The organism is Bacillus sp. FSL K6-1005, from assembly GCF_038000225.1.
Lineage (GTDB): Bacteria > Bacillota > Bacilli > Bacillales > Bacillaceae > Bacillus > Bacillus mojavensis.
Map to the genome: position 1 here is coordinate 1369984 of NZ_JBBOBP010000001.1, position 26864 is coordinate 1396847.

General features: G+C 42.8%; 37 protein-coding genes. 26 read left to right on the top strand and 11 right to left on the bottom strand.

Annotated features, from left to right (window positions below):
- Positions 1–2: 2 nt before the first annotated feature.
- From NST16_RS07225 to NST16_RS07260, 8 genes are all read left to right on the top strand, one after another.
- A complete protein-coding gene (locus tag NST16_RS07225) occupies positions 3–692 on the top strand; it encodes a CoA transferase subunit A (protein WP_286058408.1) in 690 nt (229 codons plus the stop codon).
- Positions 677–1330 (top strand): 3-oxoacid CoA-transferase subunit B, encoded by a 654-nt coding sequence (locus NST16_RS07230; RefSeq protein WP_340885225.1) that lies wholly within the window; start codon positions 677–679, stop codon positions 1328–1330. The genes NST16_RS07225 and NST16_RS07230 overlap by 16 nt, the downstream gene beginning before the upstream one ends.
- A 9-nt stretch (positions 1331–1339) precedes the next feature.
- Complete coding sequence (locus NST16_RS07235) at positions 1340–2650, top strand: peptidase (protein ID WP_168748073.1); 1311 nt, start codon at positions 1340–1342, stop codon at positions 2648–2650.
- Entirely contained in the window at positions 2628–3455 is an 828-nt protein-coding gene (gene ablB / locus NST16_RS07240) for a putative beta-lysine N-acetyltransferase (protein ID WP_340885228.1), read from the top strand. Before NST16_RS07235 ends, ablB begins: the two co-directional genes overlap by 23 nt.
- A 32-nt stretch (positions 3456–3487) precedes the next feature.
- Entirely contained in the window at positions 3488–4903 is a 1416-nt protein-coding gene (ablA, locus tag NST16_RS07245; protein WP_229147201.1) for a lysine 2,3-aminomutase, read from the top strand.
- Positions 4900–5178, top strand: a complete 279-nt coding sequence (locus NST16_RS07250) for a YokU family protein (protein ID WP_268448818.1) — start codon at positions 4900–4902, stop codon at positions 5176–5178. The genes ablA and NST16_RS07250 overlap by 4 nt, the downstream gene beginning before the upstream one ends.
- 86 nt (positions 5179–5264) lie before the next feature.
- The gene (locus tag NST16_RS07255) at positions 5265–5486 is read left to right on the top strand and encodes a YozE family protein (protein WP_168748069.1); all 222 of its coding nucleotides are present in this window, start codon (positions 5265–5267) and stop codon (positions 5484–5486) included.
- 141 nt (positions 5487–5627) lie between these two features.
- Positions 5628–6308 (top strand): hypothetical protein, encoded by a 681-nt coding sequence (locus NST16_RS07260; RefSeq protein ID WP_010334614.1) that lies wholly within the window; start codon positions 5628–5630, stop codon positions 6306–6308.
- On the opposite strand, the gene NST16_RS07265 is transcribed toward NST16_RS07260, so the two are convergent.
- Entirely contained in the window at positions 6305–6448 is a 144-nt protein-coding gene (locus NST16_RS07265; RefSeq protein WP_340885238.1) for a hypothetical protein, read from the bottom strand. The genes NST16_RS07260 and NST16_RS07265 overlap by 4 nt on opposite strands.
- A 120-nt stretch (positions 6449–6568) precedes the next feature.
- Here NST16_RS07265 and NST16_RS07270 point away from each other — a divergent pair, with 120 nt between their 5' ends.
- From NST16_RS07270 to yodL, 3 genes are all read left to right on the top strand, one after another.
- The gene (locus NST16_RS07270) at positions 6569–6745 is read left to right on the top strand and encodes a YozD family protein (RefSeq protein ID WP_010334612.1); all 177 of its coding nucleotides are present in this window, start codon (positions 6569–6571) and stop codon (positions 6743–6745) included.
- Between the two features lie 76 nt (positions 6746–6821).
- Positions 6822–7433, top strand: a complete 612-nt coding sequence (locus NST16_RS07275) for a phosphatase PAP2 family protein (RefSeq protein ID WP_229147206.1) — start codon at positions 6822–6824, stop codon at positions 7431–7433.
- 59 nt (positions 7434–7492) lie between these two features.
- The gene (gene yodL, locus NST16_RS07280; RefSeq protein WP_010334611.1) at positions 7493–7807 is read left to right on the top strand and encodes a shape determination protein YodL; all 315 of its coding nucleotides are present in this window, start codon (positions 7493–7495) and stop codon (positions 7805–7807) included.
- Positions 7808–7844: 37 nt separating this feature from the next.
- Here yodL and NST16_RS07285 read toward each other — a convergent pair whose 3' ends face one another.
- Complete coding sequence (locus NST16_RS07285) at positions 7845–7970, bottom strand: hypothetical protein (RefSeq protein WP_003241588.1); 126 nt, start codon at positions 7968–7970, stop codon at positions 7845–7847.
- 202 nt (positions 7971–8172) lie between these two features.
- Between NST16_RS07285 and deoD the strand changes: the two genes are divergently transcribed.
- Positions 8173–8874, top strand: a complete 702-nt coding sequence (gene deoD / locus NST16_RS07290) for a purine-nucleoside phosphorylase (protein ID WP_010334610.1) — start codon at positions 8173–8175, stop codon at positions 8872–8874.
- An 83-nt stretch (positions 8875–8957) separates the two neighbouring features.
- The gene (locus NST16_RS07295; protein ID WP_168749449.1) at positions 8958–9779 is read left to right on the top strand and encodes a M15 family metallopeptidase; all 822 of its coding nucleotides are present in this window, start codon (positions 8958–8960) and stop codon (positions 9777–9779) included.
- Positions 9780–9820: 41 nt separating this feature from the next.
- On the opposite strand, the gene NST16_RS07300 is transcribed toward NST16_RS07295, so the two are convergent.
- Both NST16_RS07300 and NST16_RS07305 read right to left on the bottom strand, forming a co-directional pair.
- On the bottom strand, positions 9821–10081 hold the full coding sequence (locus NST16_RS07300; RefSeq protein WP_010334608.1) for a hypothetical protein: 261 nt from the start codon (positions 10079–10081) through the stop codon (positions 9821–9823).
- 86 nt (positions 10082–10167) lie between these two features.
- Positions 10168–10869: a class I SAM-dependent methyltransferase gene (locus NST16_RS07305; protein WP_340885248.1), complete on the bottom strand. Its 702-nt coding sequence runs from the start codon at positions 10867–10869 to the stop codon at positions 10168–10170.
- A 153-nt stretch (positions 10870–11022) separates the two neighbouring features.
- Here NST16_RS07305 and ctpA point away from each other — a divergent pair, with 153 nt between their 5' ends.
- Positions 11023–12423, top strand: coding sequence for a carboxy-terminal processing protease CtpA (gene ctpA, locus NST16_RS07310; protein ID WP_340885252.1), 1401 nt, complete (start codon positions 11023–11025; stop codon positions 12421–12423).
- Between the two features lie 33 nt (positions 12424–12456).
- On the opposite strand, the gene NST16_RS07315 is transcribed toward ctpA, so the two are convergent.
- Positions 12457–13947 carry a sodium:solute symporter family protein gene (locus NST16_RS07315; RefSeq protein WP_010334606.1) on the bottom strand — a complete coding sequence of 497 codons (1491 nt, stop codon included), beginning with the start codon at positions 13945–13947 and terminating at the stop codon, positions 12457–12459.
- Positions 13947–14147, bottom strand: a complete 201-nt coding sequence (locus NST16_RS07320; protein WP_010334605.1) for a DUF3311 domain-containing protein — start codon at positions 14145–14147, stop codon at positions 13947–13949. Before NST16_RS07320 ends, NST16_RS07315 begins: the two co-directional genes overlap by 1 nt.
- Before the next feature lie 184 nt (positions 14148–14331).
- Here NST16_RS07320 and NST16_RS07325 point away from each other — a divergent pair, with 184 nt between their 5' ends.
- Together NST16_RS07325 and NST16_RS07330 are read left to right on the top strand one after the other, a co-directional pair.
- Positions 14332–15243 (top strand): ring-cleaving dioxygenase, encoded by a 912-nt coding sequence (locus NST16_RS07325; RefSeq protein ID WP_340885257.1) that lies wholly within the window; start codon positions 14332–14334, stop codon positions 15241–15243.
- Positions 15244–15255: 12 nt separating this feature from the next.
- Positions 15256–15858, top strand: a complete 603-nt coding sequence (locus tag NST16_RS07330; RefSeq protein WP_268451232.1) for an alpha/beta hydrolase — start codon at positions 15256–15258, stop codon at positions 15856–15858.
- Between the two features lie 45 nt (positions 15859–15903).
- Here NST16_RS07330 and NST16_RS07335 read toward each other — a convergent pair whose 3' ends face one another.
- On the bottom strand, positions 15904–16512 hold the full coding sequence (locus NST16_RS07335; RefSeq protein ID WP_010334602.1) for a nitroreductase family protein: 609 nt from the start codon (positions 16510–16512) through the stop codon (positions 15904–15906).
- Positions 16513–16641: 129 nt separating this feature from the next.
- Between NST16_RS07335 and yodB the strand changes: the two genes are divergently transcribed.
- Together yodB and NST16_RS07345 are read left to right on the top strand one after the other, a co-directional pair.
- Positions 16642–16980: a transcriptional regulator YodB gene (gene yodB, locus NST16_RS07340; RefSeq protein WP_268451234.1), complete on the top strand. Its 339-nt coding sequence runs from the start codon at positions 16642–16644 to the stop codon at positions 16978–16980.
- A gap of 169 nt (positions 16981–17149) precedes the next feature.
- Complete coding sequence (locus tag NST16_RS07345; RefSeq protein WP_010334599.1) at positions 17150–17416, top strand: hypothetical protein; 267 nt, start codon at positions 17150–17152, stop codon at positions 17414–17416.
- Between the two features lie 91 nt (positions 17417–17507).
- On the opposite strand, the gene NST16_RS07350 is transcribed toward NST16_RS07345, so the two are convergent.
- Positions 17508–17897 carry a tautomerase family protein gene (locus tag NST16_RS07350; protein ID WP_340885267.1) on the bottom strand — a complete coding sequence of 130 codons (390 nt, stop codon included), beginning with the start codon at positions 17895–17897 and terminating at the stop codon, positions 17508–17510.
- 331 nt (positions 17898–18228) lie between these two features.
- Between NST16_RS07350 and NST16_RS07355 the strand changes: the two genes are divergently transcribed.
- Positions 18229–18906 (top strand): GntT/GntP/DsdX family permease, encoded by a 678-nt coding sequence (locus NST16_RS07355; protein WP_340885270.1) that lies wholly within the window; start codon positions 18229–18231, stop codon positions 18904–18906.
- An 82-nt stretch (positions 18907–18988) separates the two neighbouring features.
- Entirely contained in the window at positions 18989–19219 is a 231-nt protein-coding gene (locus tag NST16_RS07360; RefSeq protein ID WP_010334597.1) for a hypothetical protein, read from the top strand.
- A gap of 32 nt (positions 19220–19251) precedes the next feature.
- Here the strand turns inward: NST16_RS07360 and NST16_RS07365 are convergent, their stop codons facing one another.
- Positions 19252–19707 (bottom strand): Hsp20/alpha crystallin family protein, encoded by a 456-nt coding sequence (locus NST16_RS07365; RefSeq protein ID WP_268446037.1) that lies wholly within the window; start codon positions 19705–19707, stop codon positions 19252–19254.
- Positions 19708–19806: 99 nt separating this feature from the next.
- On the opposite strand from NST16_RS07365, the gene rarD reads away from it, so the two are divergent.
- The 4 genes from rarD to bshB2 all read left to right on the top strand — a co-directional run bounded on the left by rarD (position 19807) and on the right by bshB2 (position 22088).
- Positions 19807–20703, top strand: a complete 897-nt coding sequence (gene rarD / locus NST16_RS07370; protein ID WP_229147221.1) for an EamA family transporter RarD — start codon at positions 19807–19809, stop codon at positions 20701–20703.
- Positions 20704–20777: 74 nt separating this feature from the next.
- On the top strand, positions 20778–21056 hold the full coding sequence (locus tag NST16_RS07375; protein ID WP_340885279.1) for a hypothetical protein: 279 nt from the start codon (positions 20778–20780) through the stop codon (positions 21054–21056).
- On the top strand, positions 21053–21403 hold the full coding sequence (locus NST16_RS07380; protein ID WP_010334594.1) for a YojF family protein: 351 nt from the start codon (positions 21053–21055) through the stop codon (positions 21401–21403). The genes NST16_RS07375 and NST16_RS07380 overlap by 4 nt, the downstream gene beginning before the upstream one ends.
- A gap of 19 nt (positions 21404–21422) precedes the next feature.
- A complete protein-coding gene (bshB2, locus tag NST16_RS07385) occupies positions 21423–22088 on the top strand; it encodes a bacillithiol biosynthesis deacetylase BshB2 (RefSeq protein WP_010334592.1) in 666 nt (221 codons plus the stop codon).
- 27 nt (positions 22089–22115) lie between these two features.
- Here the strand turns inward: bshB2 and NST16_RS07390 are convergent, their stop codons facing one another.
- Both NST16_RS07390 and NST16_RS07395 read right to left on the bottom strand, forming a co-directional pair.
- On the bottom strand, positions 22116–22964 hold the full coding sequence (locus tag NST16_RS07390; RefSeq protein WP_268505082.1) for an STAS domain-containing protein: 849 nt from the start codon (positions 22962–22964) through the stop codon (positions 22116–22118).
- Positions 22965–22978: 14 nt separating this feature from the next.
- On the bottom strand, positions 22979–24337 hold the full coding sequence (locus NST16_RS07395) for an MATE family efflux transporter (protein WP_168748056.1): 1359 nt from the start codon (positions 24335–24337) through the stop codon (positions 22979–22981).
- A 275-nt stretch (positions 24338–24612) separates the two neighbouring features.
- Here NST16_RS07395 and cdaS point away from each other — a divergent pair, with 275 nt between their 5' ends.
- Both cdaS and NST16_RS07405 read left to right on the top strand, forming a co-directional pair.
- Positions 24613–25227, top strand: a complete 615-nt coding sequence (gene cdaS / locus NST16_RS07400; RefSeq protein WP_010334588.1) for a sporulation-specific diadenylate cyclase CdaS — start codon at positions 24613–24615, stop codon at positions 25225–25227.
- 244 nt (positions 25228–25471) lie between these two features.
- Positions 25472–26689: a macrolide family glycosyltransferase gene (locus NST16_RS07405; protein ID WP_326202728.1), complete on the top strand. Its 1218-nt coding sequence runs from the start codon at positions 25472–25474 to the stop codon at positions 26687–26689.
- Positions 26690–26864: the final 175 nt, after the last annotated feature.

The following is a 26864-nucleotide window of genomic DNA, read 5'->3' on the forward strand; positions in this document are numbered from 1 at the left end:
ATATGTCACCATTTCAAAAAACAATCAGCATTGAATCGGCAATTGCAGATGTGTGTGATGGGTCGGTCCTTATGTTTGGCGGCTTCGGTGGAGTCGGCTCTCCGCCTTCTTTGATTGAAGCGATATTGGACAGCGGTGTAAAAGAATTAACTGTCATTTGCAATGATGCCGGATTCCCGGGAATTGGGATTGGACCGCTTATTCTCAATAAGAGAGTCAAGACGCTGATTGCATCGCATATCGGTTCAAATCCTGTAGCCGGAAAACAGATGACAGACGGCACATTAGAGGTTCGATTTTCGCCTCAGGGCACGCTCGCAGAACGGATTCGCGCCGGTGGATCCGGTCTTGGCGGCATTTTGACCGATATCGGCATTGATAATCAAATGGTTTGTGAGAAAAAAGAGATTGTGTCTGTAGCGGGGAAGCAATACTTGGTTGAAGAAGCGCTGACGGCTGATTTTGCCTTCATCAATGCCTGCATTGCAGATGAATTCGGCAACTTAACGTATGACAAAACAGCGCGCAACATGAATCCGCTTATGGCAATGGCCGCCAAAAGAACCTTTGCCGAGGCTGAGACGATTGTGCCGATGGGAAATATGGCAGAAGAAATGATTGTAACGCCCGGGGTTTTTGTTGAGGGGGTTGTGAGAAGTGAAGGGGTGAGGTGGAAATGGGCTTGGGAGTAACAGAAAGAGAGCAGATCGCCAGACGGGCTGCTTCTGAAATCAAGCCAGGCATGATCGTGAATCTTGGTATCGGCATCCCTTCCTTGGTGCCGAACTTTTTGCCGACTGATATGCAGGTTATGCTGCAGGCGGAAAACGGTGTACTCGGAATTGGCGAAAGTCCCGAAAAAGGGAATGAGGATGAAAATTTATGCAACGCTGCGGGATTCCCTGTCCGTGCTGTAAAGGGAGCATCTTACTTTGATACAACAATGTCCTTTGCCATGATCAGAAGAGGCATGATTGACATTACGATATTAGGCGCCCTGCAGGTAAGCCAGTCGGGAGACCTTGCGAATTGGCTTGTGCCCGGAAAAAAGGTGCCGGGCATGGGCGGTGCGATGGAGCTCGCCCAGAAAGCGAAAAAAGTGGTTGTCGTCATGAGCCATACTGACCAAAAAGGGAGGCCCAAATTAACAGAAGCCTGCACCCTTCCGTTAACAGCAGCAGGCTGTGTAGATATGATCATTACTGAAAAAGCAGTTCTTACAGTTGGCCGGAATCATTTTATTTTAAAAGAACTGATGAATGGCTCAACAATTGACGAGGTGATCGGGTTGACCGACGCTGAAATAATAGTGGATATGCCTTTTTCTTAATAAGGGGGAGTGATGATGCAGGACATTGAAAGAAAAGTAATTGAATGGCTAGATCAGAATTCAGCCAAAGCCATTCGTCTTTTGAAAAGGCTGGTTGGAGAAAAAAGCACACTCGGCAAGGAATTTAATGCACAGGCAGTGGTCCTTGAAAAGCTCCGGCAATTTCATATGGACATTGATGTGTGGGAGCCGAGCCTAAAGCAATTAAAACAGCATCCCTATTTTATATCAGACCGGACGGACTTTCATGAGAGCCCGAACATTGTTGCTAAAAAAGCGGGAGAGGGCGGGGGACGATCTCTGATATTAAACGGGCATATCGATGTTGTGCCAGAAGGAAATTTGAAGGAGTGGAAGTATGAACCGTTTCAAGCTGCTGAAGTAAATGGTAAAATTTACGGCCGCGGCTCCACTGATATGAAGGGAGGCAATACGGCCCTTCTATTTGCATTAGAAGCTCTGCACGCCTGCGATGTCAAACTGAAAGGCGATGTATTGTTTCAGAGTGTTATAGATGAAGAGTGCGGTGGCGCCGGAACACTTTCTGCCATTATGAGAGGCTATCGTGCGGATGGGGCGTTAATTCCGGAACCGACCAATATGAAGCTTTTTATTAAACAGCAGGGCTCGATGTGGTTTCGGATCACGGTTAAAGGATTAGCGGCACACGGAGGCACACGCTATGAAGGTGTCAGCGCCATTGAAAAAAGCATGCATGTCATTACAGCCATTCAAGAGCTTGAAAAAGTCCGGAACGCAAAAATCTCTGACCCGCTGTATGATCATATTCCAATCCCGGTTCCAATCAATATTGGCACCATCTCAGGCGGAACATGGCCGTCCTCGGTAGCAGACCGCGTCGTCATAGAAGGAAGATGCGGAATTGCTCCTCATGAAAAACCTGAAGCCGTAAAAATTGAATTGGAAAACTGGCTGAAAGATTTACAATACCATGATGAATGGTTTAAACGCCATCCAATTCAAGTGGAATGGTTCGGGGCTCAATGGCTGCCGAATGATTTGCCTGATGATCATCCTTTACTATCAGTCTTGCAATCAGCCTATCAAAAAATGAAACAAACAGAGCCGATCATCGAAGCGTCGCCTTGGGGAACAGACGGCGGCCTTTTGTATCATGCGGGAGATACTCCTGTTATCGTTTTTGGACCGGGAGAGACGAAAACGGCACATCAGGCAAACGAGTATATCGAGGTTGAAGCCATGTTAGAATCAGCTAAAATTATAGCTCTTTTTGTGATGGATTGGTGCGGGCTTCATACAGACGGGGAGGATGCTGATGATCAAAACGGTAAAGAATAGCGGTGTCACGGCTGTCATAGACAATGACCGTTTTAATAAACGAATTAGAGTCATTCGTTATGAAGGCGCTATTCACGAAGCCTTGACTGATATTATGACAGCGGCCGAAGAGGAGGGTGCCGAAAAAATCATCGTGTACACCAAGCAGCATGACGAGGCGGAGCTGGCTAAACAATTGTTTACGCCAGAGGGCTTTCTCGAAGGCTACTATCTCGGCCATCGCGCTTCCGTCATGGTCCGTTATCTCACAGAAAAACGAAGACAAACAGATACCTATTTAGCCGAGCAGGAAATGATAGAGCTATTATATAAAACAAAGCCTCAGCCACAAATCGAAATCAGGTCTCCTTTTACAATGAGAAAAGCAGAAACAAACGATATGTATCAGTTATCTATGCTGTATAAAAAAGTATTCCGCACGTATCCGGCTCCTGTGTTTGATCCCGCCTATATTGAAAAGACAATGAATGAGCATACACTTTATTATGTCATGCTTGAAGATGACCGTCTGATCGGCGCGGCAAGCGCAGATATCAATCCTGAGCTGGGTCATGCCGAAATGACAGACTGCGCCGTGCTTCCGGATTATCGGGGCCGTTCGCTGACTAGTATTTTAATAGATGTATTAGAAAAAGAAATGATAAAGCAAGATATATTTCAAGTATTTTCACTCGCCCGCGCTGCGTCTTTCGGAATGAATGCTGTCCTTTATCATTCCGGGTATCAGTATGGAGGAAGGCTAATCAATAATTGTTATATAGGAGAAGGGCTTGAAAATATGAATATCTGGTGCAAACTCCTGTAAGTCAAAAAGAAATGTACGAGGAGGAATTTCATTTGACAAACAAATGGTATAAACCGAAACGGCATTGGAAGGAGATAGAGCTATGGAAGGATGTTCCGGAAGAAAAATGGAATGATTGGCTGTGGCAGCTGACCCATACTGTAAGAACCTTAGATGACTTGAAAAAAGTGATTAACCTGACCGAAGAAGAAGAAGAAGGCGTCAGAATTTCTACCAAAACGATCCCCTTGAATATCACACCCTACTATGCTTCCTTAATGGATCCCGACAACCCGAGATGCCCGATACGAATGCAGTCTGTGCCGCTCTCTGAAGAGATGCACAAAACAAAATACGACCAGGAAGACCCGCTTCATGAGGATGAAGACTCTCCTGTACCCGGTCTGACACACCGTTATCCCGACCGAGTCCTGTTCCTTGTCACGAACCAATGCTCCATGTATTGCCGCTACTGCACAAGGAGGCGTTTTTCCGGTCAAATCGGAATGGGTGTCCCTAAAAAGCAGCTTGATGCCGCGATCGCTTACATTCGGGAGACACCTGAGATCCGGGACTGCCTGATTTCAGGCGGGGACGGGTTGCTGATCAATGATCAAATTTTAGAATACATTTTAAAAGAGCTGCGCAGTATTCCGCATCTGGAAATTATCAGAATCGGTACAAGAGCGCCTGTCGTTTTTCCTCAGCGAATCACCGATCAACTTTGCGATATCTTAAAGAAATATCATCCGGTCTGGCTGAACACCCATTTCAACACAAGCATCGAAATGACGGAGGAATCCGTTGAGGCTTGCGAAAAGCTGGTGAACGCAGGGGTGCCGGTCGGAAATCAGGCCGTCGTGTTAGCAGGCATTAATGATTCGGTAACCATTATGAAAAAGCTTATGCATGACTTGGTGAAAATCAGAGTCCGTCCCTATTATATATATCAATGTGATCTGTCAGAAGGCATCGGACATTTCAGAGCTCCAGTTTCAAAAGGGCTGGAAATTATTGAAGGGCTGCGAGGTCATACTTCAGGTTACGCGGTTCCTACCTTTGTCGTTGACGCACCAGGCGGCGGGGGGAAGATCGCCCTGCAGCCAAACTATGTTTTGTCGCAAAGCCCTGACAAAATCATTTTGAGAAATTTTGAAGGAGTCATTACCTCTTATCCGGAACCTGAAAATTATATCCCTAACCAGGCTGACGCCTATTTTGAGTCTGTTTTTCCTGAAACCGCTGACAAAAAAGAACCAATTGGACTGAGTGCCATTTTTGCTGACAAAGAGATTTCTTTTACACCGGATAACGTGGTCAGAATCAAAAGGAGAGAAGCATATACAGCGAATCCGGGGCATGAAACATTAAAGGACCGGCGGGAGAAAAGAGACCAGTTAAAGAAAAAGAAATTTTTAGCCCAGCAGAAAAAAGAAAAAGAGGTAGAAAGCGGAGGAGATTCTTCATGAAGTCATGCGAATGGTGCGGCGAGCCTGAGGCGCTGCCTGGCACGAATACAGTTTATTGGGAGCTTCCTGACGGTACAAGAGCCATAGAGCTGACAAACACCCCCGCGATGATTTGTTCTTCCTGCGGAATGGCCTACCAAGAGGATTCGACGATAAAGGATATTGAGGATCAGCTGTTTTTAATCAACACAAAAAAACTCCCTGAGAGTCTGACGTATCAACAGCTCATGGAAACCGAAAGGATATTAAAACGCAACTATTTTGATTTCTCCTGAATGATGTTTCGTTATTCTTTTGTTGTAATTTTACACTTGCACTGTATAATAGAACAACAAAAGACAGACACCAGGAGGGGAAACCCATGAAATCCTTTTATCACTATTTATTGAAATACAGACATCCTAAGCCGCAGGACAGCATCAGCGAGTTTGCCAATCAGGCGTATGAGGATCACAGCTTCCCAAAAACATCAACCGATTATCACGAAATCAGTTCCTATTTGGAGCTGAATGTTGATTATCTGGACACGATGGCGACGTTTGATGAAGCTTGGGAAAAATACGAGGCCGAGGTGCACGTTTGAATCCGCAGAGCCACTGCGGATTTTTTTCTGCACATACATATACCATAATTGGATATTTCCTATGGTTTTCATGCCCATGCGAATTGGTGAAACCCAGCATACGATAGCGTATCAGAAATGTTGCGGCGAGGGGGAGACACCATGAAGCAAAATAAACCGAAATTCCAAGTAGGGGATATCGTAGTCGTCATTATGTATGGGACAGTCGGCACAATCACAAAAGTACACCAAATCGATAAGCACTACCTTTATGAAGTAAACCACAATGAAGTCTTATATTTTGAATCATCCATTCAATTATATAAAGATTATGAAGGCGTCATTGTCGATATGGAAAAACTTGATATTGAATATGAATTCCTCATTGGAGATGTCGTTTATGTAAAAGATTATGGAAAAGAACTCTTTCGCATTATCGGCCACAGAACCGAAATTTGGAGGTATTTGGAAGATGGCTGGGAAGATATTATTTATGAGCTAACTCGTTTAAAGGATGGAGAGTGGCTTGAAACGGAGGAAGAGGATCTCACGCTGGTTCTCAGAAAGTATGAAATGGACCAGTTTGTGCATCAGCTTTTGTTTGTCCACTATGTCGGAGAAACTGCCCATGAGATCGGCGAAGATATTGTACCGTCTGCTCTTCTTCAGTTTGAAGGCGAAGATGAAGATCAAGATACCCTGCGCATCCTGGCTGTATCAATTGTTGATGAGCTTTTGGATATTTACAACGACTACAAAATTCTGTACGAAATGTTTAAAGATGAAGAGTATAAAGATATGATGATGTTTGTGCTGGAAAGTTTAAAAGAACATTTCAGTTAGTTTGTGAACAAGCGGATGATGACATATAAAAAATAAGGCAGACAGCCCCACATCATGACATGTGTCATACCTCTGAGCGTTTTTTCCATCACCTTATCGAATCTTTCTCCGTCCAGTGCTTCAATCATTTTAGCGATCATAAGTCAGCCTCCTATGGCTTGTTTTTTTATTCAATGTATATGAATAAAAGAATTGTTTAGAACACCGGGTATAATTCATCCCGTTTTTTCATAAAACATAAAAAAGGAGGCGGTACGGTTATGAAAGAAATAGATCTTGTGATTGACACGGAAGAAATCGCTGAATTTTTTTACAGAGAGCTTGCAAGACGGGGCTACATACCGAGTGAAGATGAGCTGTTTGAAATCGCCGATATTACCTTTGATTATCTGATAGAAAAATGTATGATAGATGAAGAGCTGGATGAAGATTGTTAAGGCTTGAAACCGGAGCGGCCAGCTCCGGTTTTTTATTCGGCTGATAGGAATGTTAAGAACTAAAGGAGGGAAAATCTTGTACAAGCCAGTCAGTCTGTTTCTTCTCTTTCTTTTTTTAGCCGCGGTTATTCATACAAATGCTGTTCAATCAGCAGATGAAATGATCAGTAAGGCAGCCGCAGCTATCCGTCAGCCTTGGCTGAATGATGTGATGATTTGGATGACTCATCTTGGGGCTACTTCCTTTTTACTGCCTCTTATCGTAGTCATTGGGGCAGGGCTGTTTTTTTACAAAAGAACCTGGGCCGGTCTTTTGATGCTTTTCATATTCGGTGCCGATCGTCTATTAAACAAAATATTAAAAGAGTGGATCGAACGGGCAAGGCCCGATTTTGAACCGCTCGTTCATGAGTCGTCCTTCAGCTTTCCGAGCGGCCACTCCATGAACGCTGCTTGTGTTTATCCTGTAATCGCCTACTTTTTAGTGAAACACCTCCCGTTTTTGTCAAAGCATAAAAAAGCGGTATACATAATCGCCGGTACTGTGGTTATTTTGGTTGGTGCCAGCAGAGTCTACCTCGGCGTGCATTTTTTAACTGACGTTTTAGGAGGCTTCAGTCTCGGCCTGCTGCTGTTTTTCCTCATGAAAGGTTTTGACGAAAAGTTTCATTCGTTTCGACAAAAGTAGAGAGAGGAAAAAGAGGGCGAAACGCCAATATGTTATAGAAATAAAAGGGAGGGATCTTGATGATGTTATCCGTGTTTAAAAAGAAGTCTTGTTCTTACGATGTGACAATATTTCAAACACCCCGGTTTGGTGAAAAAAAAGGCTACAGAGCCGTCTATCGAACTGAACTGAACGGGAGCAATCATCAAGACGTGCTAAAAAGAGCATTCTCTCTGTTTAATGTATTCGATACGGTTCCAAGTGATTATGATGCGAGATTTATGGCCACAGGGGATGTGATTTTGATTGATGAAGGCAGAAAAGGGAAAACATATTATAAACTGCTTCCCGCCGGATGGAGGAAAATCAATCGTCTGATTGTGCAAACAACATAACAAAAGAAAACTGCGGACATCCGCAGTTTTCTGTTTTTTAAGGTTTTCGTTTGGCCGCGGAATACTCTTTTTCGTGCGCCTCTTCAGCCGCGATAACGTCTTTAGCAGGTATGTGGTTGTTCTTTTTTTGTCCGGTAATTCGGTTGCGCTGTTTTTTACCCATGTTTCATCCCTCCTTTTGCCGTTAGGTTCTCATATCAGCAGCGCAATTATCCCGATTTTCTCTAAGGCGCTTAAAAATACCCCGGATCATTTTCTTTTTTCGGAACATTCCTTTATAATCAATGCTGAAGTTTGTCTCATCATGACATCCGTTGTAAAATGAACGGACTGCTTGTTAATTTTGGTTTATAGGAGGATATGAGATGAGTGTACATATCGGTGCGGAAAAAGGACAAATTGCAGATACGGTGCTTTTGCCGGGAGACCCTCTCAGAGCAAAATTTATCGCTGAAACGTATCTTGAAAATGTGGAATGCTATAATGAAGTCAGAGGCATGTATGGATTTACAGGTACATATAAAGGCAAAAAAATCTCTGTGCAGGGCACGGGCATGGGTGTTCCGTCCATTTCAATTTACGTCAATGAATTAATCCAAAGCTATGATGTGCAAAATTTAATAAGAGTAGGCTCTTGCGGCGCCATCCGTAAAGATGTCAAAGTGCGCGACGTCATTTTGGCCATGACTTCTTCTACTGATTCACAAATGAACAGAGTCGCTTTTGGAAGTATCGATTTCGCGCCTAATGCAGATTTCGAGCTTTTGAAAAATGCCTATGACGCAGCTAAGGATAAAGGCGTACCGGTGACGGTAGGCAGTGTATTTACTGCTGACCAGTTCTACAATGACGATTCTCAAATTGAAAAGCTTGCCAACTACGGTGTGCTCGGTGTAGAGATGGAAACAACCGCTCTATATACATTGGCAGCGAAGCATGGAAGAAAAGCGCTGTCGATCCTGACCGTGAGCGATCACGTATTAACAGGAGAAGAAACAACGGCGGAAGAGCGTCAAACCACTTTTCATGATATGATAGAAGTAGCTTTACATTCTGTATCACAATAAAATAAATCAAGAGGCGTGCTGGGTGCCGGCAGCCTCTTCTTTATGGATACGGAAACGATTGATAAAAGGAAGGTAATGTGATGATGAAAAAGCCCGGTAAATGGTTTTCACTGGCTGCCGCTTTGAGTGTGACGGCAATTGTCGGAGCCGGCTGCAGCATGTCAAACGGAGATGCTGAAAAGGATACGAAAACCACCGCAGAATCAAAACAGACAGAAGAAAAAACAGCTGACAGCAAAAAAACAAATATGCAGGACAGTGAGTTCTTATTGGAAAGCAAGTTTTTCAATAACATTAAAAAAGTGGACGGTTTGGAAACCATTCAAAATCCAAAAAATATCCTCGCCCTTGTCAATAAGCAATACGCACTGCCAGGAGACTATGAACCTAGCGATCTAGTTATCCCTGATGTCGAGTTTTCTTTTGAAGAAAAAATTCAAAAGCGATACATCAGAAAAGAAGCAGCAGACGCATTAAAAACGATGTTTGACGCCGCGAAAAAGGATGGCTATGAGCTGGCAGCCGTGTCAGGATACCGCTCGTATGACAGACAGCAGGCTATCTTTAAAAATGAAGTTAGCCTAAAAGGGGAAAAGAAAGCAAGAGAAGCAGTCGCATATCCTGGTGAAAGCGAGCATCAAACAGGGCTTGCAATGGATATTTCCAGCCGAAGCAATGGTTTTGAGCTAAATGAAGCGTTCGGCAGCACCGAAGACGGAAAATGGGTGCAGAACAATGCATATAAATACGGTTTTATCATTCGCTACCCTAAAAACAAAGAAGACATCACAAAGTACGAATACGAACCATGGCACTTGCGTTATGTAGGCAAAAAGGCTGCAAAGGTCATCCATGATCATGACTTAACATTAGAAGAATACTTTGAAAAAGTGAAGAAGATATAAAATAAAAAACCCGCTTATCATTGGATAAGCGGGTTTTTCCATTAAAAAAAGAATAAACCGGCGAGCGCCACACCTGCAATCAGCCCAAGGCCAATGCCGTACGCGGCTCCATATCCATATCCGTAGCCGCCCCAATATCCATAGCCAAATCCGCCTCTGGGGCCACCTGAAGTAACTGGAGCAATAAAGACTTTACTGTTGGTGACCCGTGTAATTCTGCCCACGTGGACTCTGCCGTTTCTTTCTGTAATTCTAGCAACTTTTCCTTGGTGCTGGCGGCAAATATGATAGTATTTTTCCAATACAATTCCCTCCTAATCCGTCTTTCTATCAGCTTATGAAAGATAGACAAAAAAGGTTGGACGAAAAGAGGGGGGGAAGCGCCGTTTTACTTGTATGCGATAAAGATACAATGACCCATATACTCGCTGTATGCCTGCATGAGGTCATAGTGGGACTGAAGCGTATCGTAGTAGATAGGATCAATTGCATGCGATACATCCATTTCTGTAGTCGGTTCAAATTCCATATCTTCCGGCAAAAGGGTGATCGTTTCTGTTTTCTGAAATCCATGGGAACGAATCGATTCCATCCACTCCAATTCGTCATAAAGCTTTGTAAAACCGTAAAAGTCCATCATTTGCTTCTTTTCGCGCGGAGGCATCGGTTTTTTGAGCGCCGCTTCAATACCGATCAGCATTCCGCCCGGCTTCAATACTCTATTAATTTCTTGAAGGGAGGATGTCACTTGGGAAAAACTGAGGACAGATTCGGACAGGACGCAGGAAAAGGATGCTGAAGAAAACGGAAGACGTTCCAGCTCTCCTAGATATGCAGGGATGGCCAGCCCTTCATTTGCAAATCTTTTTTTGGCCTTCTCAAGCATGACAGGGTCTCTATCAACGACTGTGACAGGATAAAGCAAATGTCCTAAATAAGCCGCAGTTTGCCCCGTTCCGCATCCGGCATCAAGAATCGGCTGGTCAGGCGGAGGCGCGGCTTTTTGCAATACGGCTTTTGAAAAAGCAAGCCCGCCTGGATGTGCACCAGAGACACCGAATAAGGACAGCATTTCTAAATATCGGCTCAAAATGGTATCCTCCTTTTTCGTTATTATATGTCGTGAAAAGGCATAGGTTTATGAAACGCTAAAGAAGGGCACTATCTCTATATTTTCTGCTCCGAGTTGACGAATAGGAAATCGTCCATGATAATAATGTAAGAAGAAAAAGGTGGTGTTTAATTGAAACGGCAATTGAAACTGTTTTTTGTTGTGCTGATCACTGCGGTTGTCGCTTCGGCGCTGACTTTATTTATTACGGGCAATTCAAGCATTCTGGGCCAGAAATCAACAAGCACAGGAGACAGTAAGTTCGATAAATTAAATAAAGCGTATGAGCAAATCAAAAGTGATTATTACAAGAAAACAAATGATGACAAATTAGTAGATGGAGCAATTAAAGGAATGATTGAGTCTCTGGACGATCCTTACTCTACATATATGGATCAAGAGGAAGGAAAATCATTCGAAGAAAGCATTTCTGCATCCTTTGAAGGAATAGGAGCGCAAGTAGAGGAAAAAGACGGTGAAATCCTTATTGTTGCGCCAATCAAAGGATCACCTGCTGAAAAAGCCGGAGTCAAACCGAAGGATCAAATCCTGAAAGTAAACGGTAAAAGCGTAAAAGGCATGAATGTAAATGAAGCTGTCGCTTTAATCCGCGGCAAAAAGGGCACAAAAGTGAAACTTGACCTGAACAGAGCGGGAGTGGGAGAGATTGATCTTTCCATTCAGCGCGATACGATTCCTGTTGAGACCGTCTATTCTGAGATGAAAGACAACAGCATCGGTGAGATCCAAATCACTTCTTTCTCTGAAACAACTGCTAAAGAGCTGACAAATGCGATTGACAGTTTAGAGAAAAAAGGTGCCAAAGGCTATATTTTAGACTTGAGGGGCAACCCGGGCGGATTAATGGACCAGGCGATTACAATGAGCAATCTGTTTATTGATAAAGGGAAAAATATTATGCAGGTTGAGTACAAAAACGGCTCAAAAGAAGTCATGAAAGCAGAAAAAGAACGAAAAGTCACCAAGCCGACTGTCGTTTTAGTAAATGACGGAACAGCGAGCGCTGCAGAAATCATGGCCGCTGCCCTTCATGAATCATCAGGCATTCCGTTAATTGGAGAAACCACATTCGGAAAAGGCACAGTGCAAACCGCAAAAGAATATGAGGATGGTTCAACAGTCAAACTGACAATGGCCAAATGGCTGACTGCTGACGGTGAATGGATCCATAAAAAAGGCATCAAACCGCAAGTGAAAGCAGAGCTTCCTGATTACGCGAAGCTCCCATATTTGGACGCTGATAAAACGTACAAATCGGGCAATACAGGCACGGAAGTCAAAGTCGCTCAGCAAATGCTGAATGCACTTGGCTATCAGGTAAAGGTAAACAGTGCGTATGATCAAGATTTTGTATCAGTCATCAAACAGTTCCAGAAAAAAGAGAATCTGAAAGAAACAGGCGTGCTGACTGGCGATACTACAACAAAACTAATGACAGAACTTCAACAAAAGCTGTCAAATAATGATACGCAAATGAAAAAAGCAATTGAAACGCTGAAAAAAGAAATGTAAAAAACCATACGCGGTTACCGCGTATGGTTTTTTTTAAGCACCCTTCTGGTTCGAATTCGGTTCAGTTTTTTTAGCAAATAAACCTTCCTTGACTGGATTTGAACCTGCTCTTTTTACAAACAGCGGATTGAGAATGACTACAGCGATGATATTGGCGGACAATCCCCAGAAACCTTCATAAATACCGTGTGCAGATTGCGTGATATACACAATAAACGTAACCGCAAGGCCGGCTAATAATCCGATTATTGTCGCCTCTCTCGTTTGGTTCTTCCAGAATAAGCTGACGGCAATCGCCGGGAAGATCTGCACCATGCCGGAAACGCCTAAAAGCTGAAGTGTCACTAAGGCAGTTGGGAACAGCATTCCAAATAGAAGAGCAAGACCGATCACAACAAACACCATGGAACGTGTAATAAGGGTCAGCTTGCTTTGTGACACATTTGGATGGATCAAGTCACGGTATAAGTTATTGGCAAATAAATTCGACGCTCCGATAGCCATGATCGAACAAGGGATCAATGAGGCAAGGGCGATAGTGGCATAGGCAAAACCTTGTGCCACGCCGCCGTAAGACGCCTGAATTAGATGCAGCAGCGCCAGTCTTGGATTTGTATCTTCCGGCAGCACAAGAAAAGCGATAAAACCAAGGAAAATAACTAAGATTAAAACGATGTTATAAAGCGGCAAAAACATGCTGTTTTTTCTAACTGCATCGGCACTTTTCGCCGTAAATACACCTGTAGCGGCATGCGCCCACATAAAAAGTGCCAAGGCGGATACAATAGATGCTGTAATAAACCAAGGGATGCCTTTTGGGCCTTCTGTCGGTATCGTCAGCATTTGCGGCGCTTCCTTCACCAATGTATCAATCATCGGCGTCCAGCCGTTGAAATGAATAAGCGGGAGTGAAACGACCATAAACAGCATAATCACCCATACTAAAATATCTTTAATAATGGCTGTAAAAGTTGGCCCTTTAATCCCGCTGAAAAACGTGTAAAGAGCAACAAGGATGAATGAGATAATGACAACGAACTTTACGTTGATATAGCCGGTGCCCGCAACCTGAAGCGTATCTTGAATTCCGCTAAGCTGAAGACAGATATACGGGATAAGCATCAGGACCCCGACAATTGCAACGAGACTTGCCAACAGCTTACTGTCAAAACGTTCCCGCGCATAATCTGCGAGAGTTGTTAATTTGTGAATTTTCGCAACATTCCAAAGCTTCGGTAGGAAGAAATAGGCGATAAAATAAGCCAATACAGAGTAAGGAATGGCAAAAAACGCAACACTTCCGCCTGTGTAAGCCGTACTGGTCAGGCCTAAGAAAGTATATGCCGTGTAAAGGTCAGCGCCTACTAAAAACCAAACGAGAAGGCCGCCAAAACGTCTGCCGCCGACAGACCATTCTTCCACCGAGGTTCGCGATGATTTGTCTCTCCCGGCGAGAAATCCGATACAGACAACAGTTAATACGATAATAGCCGTAATCATAAGTGCAGTGAGATTTCCTTGCATTATTCAATTCCTCCATCTTTTCTTTGCACCAGGTAAATGCCAAATGAACATACCGGCGTAATAATAATCCACAGCAGCAGCCAAAAGTGGAAAAAAGGAAGGCCGAAAATAATCGGTTCAATTCGATTCACAAGCGGCAAAAGCGCAAGCTGAACGAATGGTAAAATGATGAGTATAACAATAAGTGCTTTTTTAACCATTTACTTTCCTCCTGAGGCATGATAATGCTCACTATAATAGCAGTTGTAAGATAAGATCACAAGATAATTATTAGAAAAAAATGATTTTTTCAATTATTTAATTAAATCACATGGTTTGCATCCTGCACAATATAGGTTTAAAATAATAAATATCTCGAAATCAAGATAATTGAGGAGTGAAGAGATGAAAACAGAAGGATTGCACCATGTCACAGCATTTGCCAGAGATCCGCAAGAAAATTTGCGATTTTATACTGAAGTGCTCGGGCTTCGGCTTGTCAAAAAAACAGTGAATTTCGATGACCCGGGAACATATCATTTTTACTTTGGGAATCAAAATGGAGATCCAGGGACCATTATTACCTTTTTCCCGTTTCAAGGAAGCGGGCAGGGGACGGTAGGGAAAGGCCAAGCCGGCCGGATTTACTTTTCAGTCCCTAAAGGCTCTCTGGCTTTCTGGAAGGAACGCCTTCAAAATAATGGGCTGAATGCAGAGGAGAAAATGCTATGCGGGGAACAGGCGCTTATCTTTAATGATACGGAAGACCTTCCGTTAGCGATCATGGAAGACGGCGATAGCGAAAAAAGCGAGTGGACACCTGACGGCATTTCAGAACATGAAGCCATCACCGGGATGAAAGGCGTGCTGCTGTACTCCTATGATCCGCAAGCGACGATTCAATTGTTAGTGGAAAGCTTCGGATACAGCAAAGTGGCGGAAGAAGATCAGATCGTTAGACTCAAATCCGCAGCGGCTGTCGGAAACGTGATCGACGTTCATTTTCAGCCGGAAAAAAGAGGCGTCGGCGGTTATGGAACAGTTCATCATATAGCGTTTCGGACAACGAGTGAGGAGCAGGCCAATTGGCAGCCGGTGATTGCTGAAAAACATCTCCCTTCATCAGAAATTCTTGACAGGGAGTATTTCACATCAATTTATTTCAGGGAAAAAGGAGGCATCTTATTTGAAATCGCCACAGATGAACCAGGCTTTATGACAGATGAAACGTTTGATGAGCTGGGGACATCATTAAAGCTGCCCGAATGGCTGGAGCAACACCGCAAACAAATTACAGATCTTTTGCCTGAATTGTAGGAGGGGAACATGATGAAGCATATTTTTGAAAAAGGAACATCTGACAACGTCTTACTGCTGTTACATGGAACCGGAGGAAATGAGCATGATCTCCTTTCATTGGGACGATTTATAGATCCGGATGCTCATTTGCTCGGTGTCAGGGGATCAGTGCTCGAAAATGGAATGCCGCGCTTTTTCAAACGCCTCAGCGAAGGTGTATTTGATGAAAAGGATCTCGTTGAGCGGACAAAAGAATTGAAAGATTTTATCGACGAGGCGGCACAAACGCATCAATTTGACCGGAGCCAAGTGATTGCAGTCGGCTACTCAAACGGCGCAAATATCGCGGCAAGCCTGCTTTTTCATTATGCGAATGTTTTAAAGGGGGCTATTCTGCATCATCCTATGGTGCCGATACGGGGGCTTGAGCTTCCCGATATGACAGGGCTTCCTGTTTTCATTGGGGCCGGGAAATATGATCCGCTCTGCACAAAGGAAGAATCGGAAGAGCTTCACCGCTGTTTGCTTGACAGCGGGGCATCTGCTTCAGTTTTTTGGCAGGATGGGGGCCATCAGCTCACACAGCATGAAGCTGAACAGGCTCGCCAATGGTACAAAGATACGTTTCAATAAAAAAACCTTAGTCCGTGTTTTTCCGGACTAAGGTTTTTCTTAGATTTACAGCCAAGTTGACACTTTTGTTAGAGGCAAGCGGTTGCTTTGATGTGCAGGTTTCACTGCTTTACCGATAGAAATAAGCATAACCGGAACATAGCGCTCGCTGATATCAAATTCCTTTTGGAACTGCTCCTTATTAAATCCTCCGATTGCGCAGGTATCATAGCCTTTCGCTTTTGCGGCAATCATAAGCTGCATAGCAGCCAATGAAGCATTTAAGAAAGCAGAATCGCGTGCGAACTGTTCACTTTGGTAAGCACCGTTAATTTGGCCCAGCAGCGTTTGTTTGATTTCGTCCGTGATGAAACCTTGGTTTGCCAATTCAGCGTAAACGTCTTCACCGTTTTCATTCGCTTTTAGATCGCCTAAAATGGCAACAACAGCAGATGATTCAACAATTTGCTTTTGGTTATATGCTACAGGCAGAAGAGCCGCTTTTGATTCATCGCTGTGGAATACTGTAAAATGCCAGTGCTGCAGGTTCCATGCAGAAGGCGCTTTAGTCGCGAGCTCCAAAAGTTCAGTCAGTTCCTCTTTAGAGATAGGGGCATTCGTATCATATTCCTTAACAGATGCCCGTGCTTGCAAAATGTCCAGAGTATCAGTCATAATGTTTCCTCCTTCGGGTAAACGTGGTATGATAATAGAAAAGTTAGAAGCTTACTAAATGTAACTTGAAAGATCATTTTAATGGATCAGTGAATACTTGTCAAACAATAGATGAAGGGATGAAGACTAGTGGGAAATACAATGTGCCCTAAAATGGAGTCAGCTTTCTCATTGCTGGGAAAACGATGGAACGGTCTGATCATCCATGTACTAATGGATGGGCCGAAACGATTTAAAGAGATAACGGAAACCATACCGATGATCAGCCAAAAAATGCTGGCAGAGCGCCTTAAAGAGCTAGAGCAAAACGAAATTGTAGAACGCCAGGTTCTTCCCGAGACACCGGTAAAAGTGATCTACACGCTGACTGAAAAAGGAACAGCGCTGGAAGCTGTATTTCAAGAAATGCAAGCGTGGGCCGATCAATTTTGTGAGCCTGGTGTCACAGTATGCGAAGAAGAGAAATAATGGAAGGGAACAGAAAAGGGTTTGTTTCAGTGAGAAAGTCATGTAAGTGGGTCATGCCGTTTACATGACTTTTTATTTTAGACCATGATGTGTATCAGCTTTTATTTTACATGGATAAAAAGAGATGTTAGGATGAATTCAACATACATAAATAGGAAGGTGTCCTTCCGTGAAAAAGTTATTAACAGCTATTCTGTTGTTAATGGGAATCATCATTTATCTTGTTGTTCAAATCAGCAAACCGGAACTCTATCTGCCTGAATTTTATATTTACGATCAAAACCCTGTCAGCTTTCATTGGAATTACATAGGCATTGAAACTGGATATAAAAAGGGAGACCCTAATTCTATCCACCAAATCTGGATCACTCCGTTATATTTCGTTTTGCTGGCTGTTTTCATTCTGGTTATTTCAGCTTTTCTGAAAAAGAAATAATAAAAGAGAGGTCTTGAATAAGGATCTCTCTTTTTTATTTCATTGACTGGCCATTTTCTAAGTGTAAAGCAGATGAATACGTTTCACCATTTTATAACTTGCCATTCAAAAACTGTGCTTCGCCGAGCCCGAAACTCCAATCAGCATCACCGTTTTCTGTAATGGAAACCATGAGGTCTTCCGGGGAAATACCGCATTCTGCTTCTAGTTTTTCAGCCAGCAAGGCATATAATTTTTCTTTTTGGCTCTTTGTTCTTGTTTTACTTGTAATACTGATGACGATCAAATCCTTGCTTCTATGAAACCCTAGTCCGGTATCGTGAATCACGAGCTCATTCTCGGGATGCTGGTGGACAATTTGATATCGGTCACTCTCCGGCATGCCAAATGCTTCTACCATTGCTTGATGAGCAGTGTCTAATAGTGCTTGTAATGCTTTTTGATCACGGCCTTCTATTAGATCGAAACGTAATAATGGCATTTGAATACCTCCTTTTGAGACACAGATTTTATGAGCCTTGTTAACACATTGTTTTGTTATCGGAGCCAATTGATAGCTGAAAATTTGCTGGCTTGATAAAAAACATAACATATAACCAATAATTGATCAATATATAACCATAATATTATCTGACAGCCTATAAAATCATAAATATTATTGACAATAGTTGATTAGAAGATTAGTGTGAAAATACTAGTTGATCAAAAGATGACAATCATATCGCCAAGGATTTTATTTCGGCAAAGTGAAAACGCTTTCTGATAAGCATCCTGTGCTATATCAGAAAACAAAAATGCAATGGAGGTTAGTCATGCCGGTTTTTATCGTTGCAACCGGGGTTCTTATTTTGTTATTTCTGATCATTAAAATGAAATTACATACGTTTGTATCTCTTAATGTCGTTTCATTTGTAGTGGTGATCGGCCTGGGAATGGATCTAAGCAAAATCGTACCTTCTATAAAAGCGGGAATCGGCGGTCAGTTGGGACATTTAGCTTTAGTATTTGGGTTTGGTGCAATGCTTGGGAGACTTGTCTCAGACGGGGGAGGCGGTTATCGGATAGCCATTACGCTGATTGACAAATTCGGAAGGAAAAGAATACAGACAGCTGTGGTTATTGCCTCATTTATTATTGGCATTGCTCTGTTTTTTGAAGTCGGCCTTATTCTATTGACTCCTATTGTTTATGCCATAGCGAAAGAATTAAAGGTGCCTTTTCTCTATTTGGGAATCCCGATGGCTGCTCCGCTTATGGCGGACAGCAGTGTAAATCCGGGATTGATGGTGCTTGTGACCGGAGCGGGAAGCGTGATCGCATGTCACGTAAATGACGCAGGGTTTTGGATGATAAAGGAATTTTTCGGCTTGAGCACGAAGGAAACGTTTCAAACATGGACACTGCTTTCAACGGTCCTCTCGGTAACAGGGCTGGGCTGTGTTGTATTGGCTGGATTATTTTTGTACCAATGCTTTATCAATAAAAATTAATGTAACAATAGCCTCTAGCCCAATCGTTTTTCTTCCTGGATGAATACCTTACATATAGGCAGACATAAAGGAGGAAAAAGTCATGTACCCTCAACACTCGTATCTTCGCGGGAACCCAGGTCCGGCCGGATACCCGGAACGAAACCCTTTTTTGTTTGGCGCTCCTTTAGTCGGCGGTTTATTAGGCGGTTTTCTTGGGAGTGCTCTTTTTAATTATCCGCGTCCCTATGCGTATCCGCCTGTTCCCTACGGTTACGGAGGTGCACCATACGGTCCAGTGCCGTATGGCGGAGGTTATCCCGGTTTCTATTAGGAAAAACGGCCTGCGCAGAAGCAGGCCGTTTTTTATCGCATTATTTCTACCTCGGACATATTGTAGTCCTGCTGTTTATGAAACATGACTTCCAACTGGCCGTCTTTATAAACGGCTTTCGTCCCTTTCCGCTTGACAAGACACGGAAGATTTACTTTTTTAGGATGGGTCGAACCTGGGAAATGTTCAATCAGTAATCTGTGAGATGTATGTTTAATTTTAAGCTGTTCCAGCTGACTTTCGGTTACTGCAACCTTTACAAACACATGGTCTGCTGTTTCGAATATATCTATATCAGGTTCGGTGCGCTGTGTTTTTTCTTTAGTCGGGAGGGGATCGCGAAATGGAAATTGAGCCGCGGAATCACTTCCGAACACACTTTCCATTACACTGTTTACATAATGCTCAACCTCTTTTGGATCAGCCTTTTTTAATGCTTCCTTGGAAAATTGATTGTGGAAAGGAAAGTATTTGTTCCACTCAAACATCTTCGTCACACCCTTTCTTCACGGACAAAATAGTATATGTCTGCTCGATCTTTCACGTGATATAATATAAGATGCTCTAAAGAAAGGCAGGGACAAAATATGCATCATTCAGAAACAAAAAAAGGCGTTCTTTACACAGCCGTTTCCTTTACCATGTGGGGGCTGTTTCCGCTCTATTGGAAGCTTCTTGAACAGCTGCCTGCACTTGATATTTTAGCTCACCGTATCATTTGGTCTTTTGTTTTTATGTGTATCGTGCTATTTTTCTTTCGTCAATGGAAAACGGGGTGGCATGAGCTGCGGTCTTTAAAAAAGAACGGAGGCATACTATCCTTATTTCTCGCTTCAATTCTCATTTCGATTAACTGGTTTGTATACATATGGGCTGTCAATCATGGATTTCTGCTCGAAGCAAGCCTTGGTTACTACATAAATCCGCTTGTGTCAGTTCTTCTCGGCATTTTGTTTTTAAAGGAAAAGCTGAATCGCCTGCAATTGGTTGCCGTTTCGATTGCGGCAGCCGGTGTAATTATTTCTGCGTTTCAATACGGATCCATTCCGTATATCGCGCTGCTGCTTGCATTCAGCTTCGGCTTATACGGGTTTACCAAAAAAAGAACAAGCCTTTCAAGCGCTATCGGTTTAACGCTGGAGACATTCATGATTATGCCGATTGCATTGGGGTATTTGCTGTTTAGCGGCCATATTCAGCCTGCGGGTGCAGAAAGCGGCGGGGCATGGGTGCTTCTCTTTTTTGCCGGTGTGTTTACCGCGCTGCCGCTTTTATTGTTTGCTGAAGGGGCGAAGCGGCTGCCGCTGTATCAAGTCGGTATATTACAATATATTGCACCGACCATCACCTTGCTGATCGGGCTGTTCGTTTATCATGAGCCATTTTCAAGCTCGAAGGCATTTACTTTTGCCTGTATATGGGCTGCATTAGTCTTGTTTACGTTTTCACAAGTAAAATGGAAACGGGCATCAAAAAGCCATTGAGCCTTTGGCTTTTCAGTTTGCCTATATATTATGTATAATCATTTCATGTATGTAAGACATAAAGGAGCAGGACGATGGACAATGATATAGAAATAGGAAAAGCATACGCCTCGCTATGGAACAGCCGCTCTTTCTCAAATGAAGATGAAGAAGCGATTACAGAGGCAATTGATCTTGAGCTTTTGGATAAGAGAACACATCCGAGACTCCGTAAACCTATGCTGGAAAAATATTATGCCGCTATACAGCGCATTGTGAATTCACAGCTGGAACCGGCTGACAAATATCAACTGGTCAAATTACATACAGAACGCGTACAGTATTTAAAAGAAGAAAGAGGGGAGCAATTATGAAAGCAATCATAAAAGAAGATGTGCAAGCATCTTTAGAACGATATGCGGACCGCCCTGTATATATCCATTTAGAAACCACAACCGGTTCTTACTCGGCACATTTAAATGAAAAAAACATGACGGTTGTTGCTTATATACGCAATGCGAAGGTAACCTATCATCAAGCTAAAATCAAAGGGAGCGGGCCTTACAGGGTCGGCTTAAAAACAGAAGAAGGCTGGATTTATGCTGAAGGCCTGACTGAGTACACAGTTGATGAAGAAAACCGCTTATTAATGGCAGGACACTTGCCGGGCGGGAAACTGGCTATTTCACTTCAAATCAGTGAAAAACCGTTCACAGTTTAAAGAAAAGGGTGAAAAAATAATGAAAGAACACGTGCTTGTAATCCTGCCTCACCCTGATGACGAATCATACGGTGTGGCGGGTCTGATAGCTTTAAACAGAAAAAAAGAGGTGCCCGTTACATATGCTTGCGCTACGTTAGGCGAAATGGGCAGAAATATGGGAGATCCATTTTTTGCTAACCGGGAAACCTTGCCATTATTAAGAAAACAAGAGCTTATCAACGCCTGCAAAGCAATGGATATCAATGACCTGCGGATGCTTGGGCTTCGGGACAAAACGCTTGAGTTTGAAGATGATGAATATTTAGCTGATATCATGGAAGAAATCATAGATGATGTGAAACCAAGCTTAATTGTCACATTTTATCCGGGACATGGCGTGCATCCAGATCATGATGCATGCGGGGAAGCGGTCATCCGGGCATTGTACCGCAAAAAGAAAGAAGACCGTCCGCGTACACTATGCATGGCTATTACACGCAATAGAGAAGAGGTGCTTGGTGAAGCAGACGTCGTACTTGATATCAAAGAAGTAGCAGATATTAAAATGAACGCGTTAAGAGCTCATCGCACCCAGACGGAAGGTATGCTCCGAGAGCTTGAGGAAAAACTGAAAAACAATGAACCTGTTATGGCAACGTGGTTTGAAGAAGAAGTGTATTGGACATATCAATGGAATGATTAAAAAAAAGGTATAAGGTCTATAGGGACCTTATACCTTTTTTAATTTCAAGTCGGATGCAATCGCTGACGCAAGGGTAGATCTCAGTGAGATGTCCTCAAAAGACAAACCGAGCTGAACCGCTGTTTGCGCAATTTCCGGTCGGATCCCCGACAATGTGGATGAAACGCCAATTAAACGCAAGGCCTCAATCAGACTGAAAAGCTGGTGGGCAACCATGGTATCAATGACCGCTACCCCGGACAAGTCAATGTAAAGCTGCGTCACCTTTTTTTTCGCACATTGATTCAAGGTATTTTCCATGATCAATTTAGCACGGACGGTATCAATATCTCCGATTAACGGAAGCAGTCCCACACTGTGGAACAGCACGATCACCGGTGCGCTCAATTCGGTGATCATATCCTTTTGGGCCTGAAGCTGAAGGCTTGTGTTTTTGTACATTTCTTCTATAAAAATATGAATCACAAGATCAAACGCCTTAATAAGAGTGTGATACAAATCCTCGGCTTCTTCGCTTTTCACGGTATCCTGATTGATATGAACAAATTCCTTCACATAGGAAACAAACAAGTCTCTTACTCTGACAAACTCACGGATAATATAGTGGATAGGCGTTTTTAAATGCTCTTGATCCTGAGTGACTTCAAAAGCCCAGGCTTTTAGAATGGGTAAGTATACCTCTTCTTCATCTATAAAGATACGGCTGATCTTATAATTGAAAGCAAGGTTCTGGCTCTTTAAATTTTTAATGACGGCCGGGTCTGTTGATGCATAGATTGAATTTGGGTCAGTTTCCTCGATTGTTTCATACCATGCTGAACTTATTTCTTCCGCATGCTGAGACAGATACTCATATAATTTCTGATTTTGTGCCATGCATATCACCTCTTTTAAAATTCCTGTTTCAATAAATAACGTTTTTGCAGTTTAACCAGCCTGAAAAACAGACCGACTGCTCCTGCCGCTAGCCCTGCAATTAACCCGATCCAATAACCGTACGCGCCAAGTCCTGTAAACGTGCCGACGGCATATCCGACAGGAAGACCGATAACCCAATAAGAAATAAAAGCCGCTGCAAGTGTATAATTGACATCTTTATATCCTCTGAGGGCGCCCTGAATAGGTGCTGCCACTGCGTCGGAAAGCTGAAAAAACAGCGCGTAAATTAAAAAGTGCTGCGTGAGCCGGAGGACATCCGGATCAGAAGTGTACATGCCTGCGATTTGCTCTCTGAATAAAAGGATACAGGCAGCTGTTAACAAAGAAAAGCCTACCGCCATCATGATCCCGATAAAGCTGTAAGAGCGAGCGTCTTTAAAACGAGCTGCTCCGGCCTCAAACCCGACAACTATCGTTAAAGCCATGGACACGCTGAGCGGCAGCATATATAAAAGTGACGCAAAGTTCATGGCGGCCTGATGGGACGCGATGGTCACTGTATTAAAATGGCTCATCAGCAAAGTGACAGCCGCGAAGATGCTCGTTTCAAAAAACACGGCAAACCCGATAGGCAATCCGATTTTCAGCATATTTTTGCACGCTTCCCAAGAGAACTTATACATGGTAAGGAAAATGCCATATCCAGAAAACGGCGCTGCTTTACGAATGATGATAAAACTGATGATACAGATGCACCAATACGTAAGCGCTGATGCAAGCCCGGCGCCGACTCCGCCAAGGGCAGGCATGCCGAATTTCCCGAAAATAAATACGTAGTTTAACACAAAATTTATCGGCAGTGAACATAGTGTAATCATCATGGTGACTCGTGTTTTTCCTAATGAATCAATGAACGATCTCAAAACGGTGTAAACAAATAAAGGAAAAATCCCCAAAGATAAAAAACCTAAAAAGTGCTTCGCAATGTCATGTACGTGAGCCTCAAGGTTCAATCGGGATAGAACAGGGTCAACTATTCCATATCCAGCCGCTAAAACGGCGATGCTTAGAAGCGCGGCCACATATACTGCCTGTAAGACAGTAAAGGGTATTTGTTTGGTATTCTCAGCGCCTAATAGCTGCGCGACGATTGGGGTGACTGCCATTAATATCCCCGCCAGTCCAGTATAGACAGGCGTCCAAAGACTTGATCCAATGGCCACACCGGCTAAATCGGCGGCGCTGACTTTCCCTGACATCACCGTATCTAAAAAGGTTATGAGAGAAAGGCCCGCCTGAGTGATTAAAATCGGAATTAAAATGTGCAATAGCTGTTTTACCTTTTGTCCGGCGTTTTTTGTTTCTTTCATACATTGATCCCCGTTTCTTTATCATAACGAGAGAAATTATAACATTTTATGTATAAAAAGCAATGAACGCCTGGCCTATTCTTTTTTTGTCGGTTTCGTTTTTCTAAACATTTGGGCATAAATAAAAGAAAGCGAAATAACGCCTAAAAAGGTGCAGATATACTGAATGATTCTTTCCATTTCCATTCTTTACATACCTCCTTTACCAATAGAATGTGCATCAATAAGATAAGCATGCGTGCAAAGTTGAAAATATGAAAAGGAGATGAAGGCCCATGCATTACGAACAGATGACAGAAAGTGTATTCACGGCAAAGATACAATCGCATTTAGAACAGATATTAGGGGATGCTTCTCTTATTTTGAAAACGCTTCATGAAAAAGATCAATGCCTCCTTTGTGAATTGGATGACTTGGGACGTATTTTTCAGAATATGCATGGCATCGCCTCATCCTTTTATTTGCAATCATACATTGAACAATTTACACCGTCATTTGTGGAACTGGCCAAGGCGATTAAAAATTTATCGGAAAATAAGCATGGCGCGTTAATTGTCATTGAAAGGACAGACTCGGTTGACAAGTTTATTCAAAAAGGAACATCGCTTCATGCAGAAATCAGTGCTTCATTAATTGAAAGCATCTTTTTTCCGGGAAATCCTCTTCATGACGGCGCTTTATTAGTGAGGGAAAATACACTCGTCTCAGCAGGAAACGTTCTCCCGCTGACGACCCAAGAAGTGGATACTCATCTGGGAACCAGACACCGGGCAGCTTTGGGGATGTCTGGATATACAGATGCGCTTGTACTGGTTGTTTCTGAGGAAACAGGCAAGATGTCGTTTGCGAAGGATGGCGTGTTATACCCGCTCATCTCACCGAGAACATAAAAATAAACAAAAGGACCCGAACTGCTTTTGTCTCATGAGACAAAAAGACTGAAATAGAACCCTTTTTCAAAAGCATTCATGCCATACTGAATGCTTTTTTTCTTGAAAATAGAAAGTCGGGAAATGTAACCTGGTATAAAAGTTATATAAGATTAATATTAATTAAGTTAAATACTTTACCTGATTTTGTATTTATAGTACTGTATAAAATATTACATAAATTTTAATGAAAGGGCGTGGCCGCATGGCTAATGTATTAATGGTTGGTTTTCCGGGAGAGGGCCATATTAATCCGTCTATTGGTGTAATGAAGGAACTGAAATCAAGAGGAGAAAACATTACTTACTATGCAGTAAAGGAATACGAAGAAAAAATCACCGCGCTTGATATTGAATTTCGTGAATATAACGATTTTAGAGAAGATTATTTCGGAAAAAACGCAACTGGTAATGAGGAAAGAGATTTTGCCGAAATGATATGTGCCTTTTTAAAAGCGTGTAAGGACATCGCCACCCATATTTATAATGAAGTCAAAAACGAATCATATGATTATGTCATATATGATCACCATTTCTTGGCCGGCAAAATCATTGCCAATCTGCTGAAGCTGCCGAGATTTTCATTATGTACGACTTTTGCGATGAATGAGGATTTTTTAAAGGAAATGATGGATACATTCAATAGCAGCCCATTGGAAGACTCACCTTATTTCGAATCCTATCAGCAGCTCGCAGAAACCTTAAATTCCGAGTTTCAAGCGGAAATTACCAAGCCGTTTGACGTTTTTTCGTCCGATGGAGATTTGACGATCGTCTTTACGTCAAGAGAATTTCAGCCAATGGCAGAGCAATTCGGAGAAAACTATGTTTTTGTTGGTCCTTCAATTGCAAAAAGAGCCAAAAGCAATGACTTTCCATTCGATCAAATGAACAATGAAAACGTGCTGTTTATTTCTATGGGAACTATTTTTAATAATCAAAAAGAGTTTTTCAATCAATGTCTTGAGGTATGCAAAGACTTTGACGGAAAAGTTGTGCTGTCCATTGGGAAGCATGTTAAACAAAGTGAGTTAAACGATATTCCGCATAATTTTATTGTGCGCCCGTATGTGCCTCAGCTTGAAATCCTGAAAAGAGCCAGTTTGTTTGTCACCCACGGCGGAATGAACAGCACAAGCGAAGGCTTGTATTTTGAAACACCGCTCATTGTCATTCCAATGGGAGCCGATCAATTCGCTGTCGGAAAACAGGTGGAGCAAGTAGGTGCTGGGAAAGTGCTGAAAAAAGAACAGTTGTCTGAAAGCCTTCTGAAAGAAACCATTCAAGAAGTGATCAGCAATCCTATCTATGCCAAGAAAGCAAAAGCAATTGGCCAGTCACTGAAAGCGGCAGGCGGTGCTGAAAAAGCTGCCGTCAGCATTCTTGAATATGTTAAACACAATACTCAATCAGCTAATGCATAATGGATTCAGCCTGTTCATTTGAAATGGACAGGCTTTTAACTGTTTAGAAAAGCTGGGCAGTGTTGCAATCAGAAGAAGGGATTTGACACTTTGATAGAGAATTGAAAGAAAAACAGACAGAAAAGGAGGAAAATCTGCTTCTTTCATCAACATAAACCAATCATTTTACCCCCGC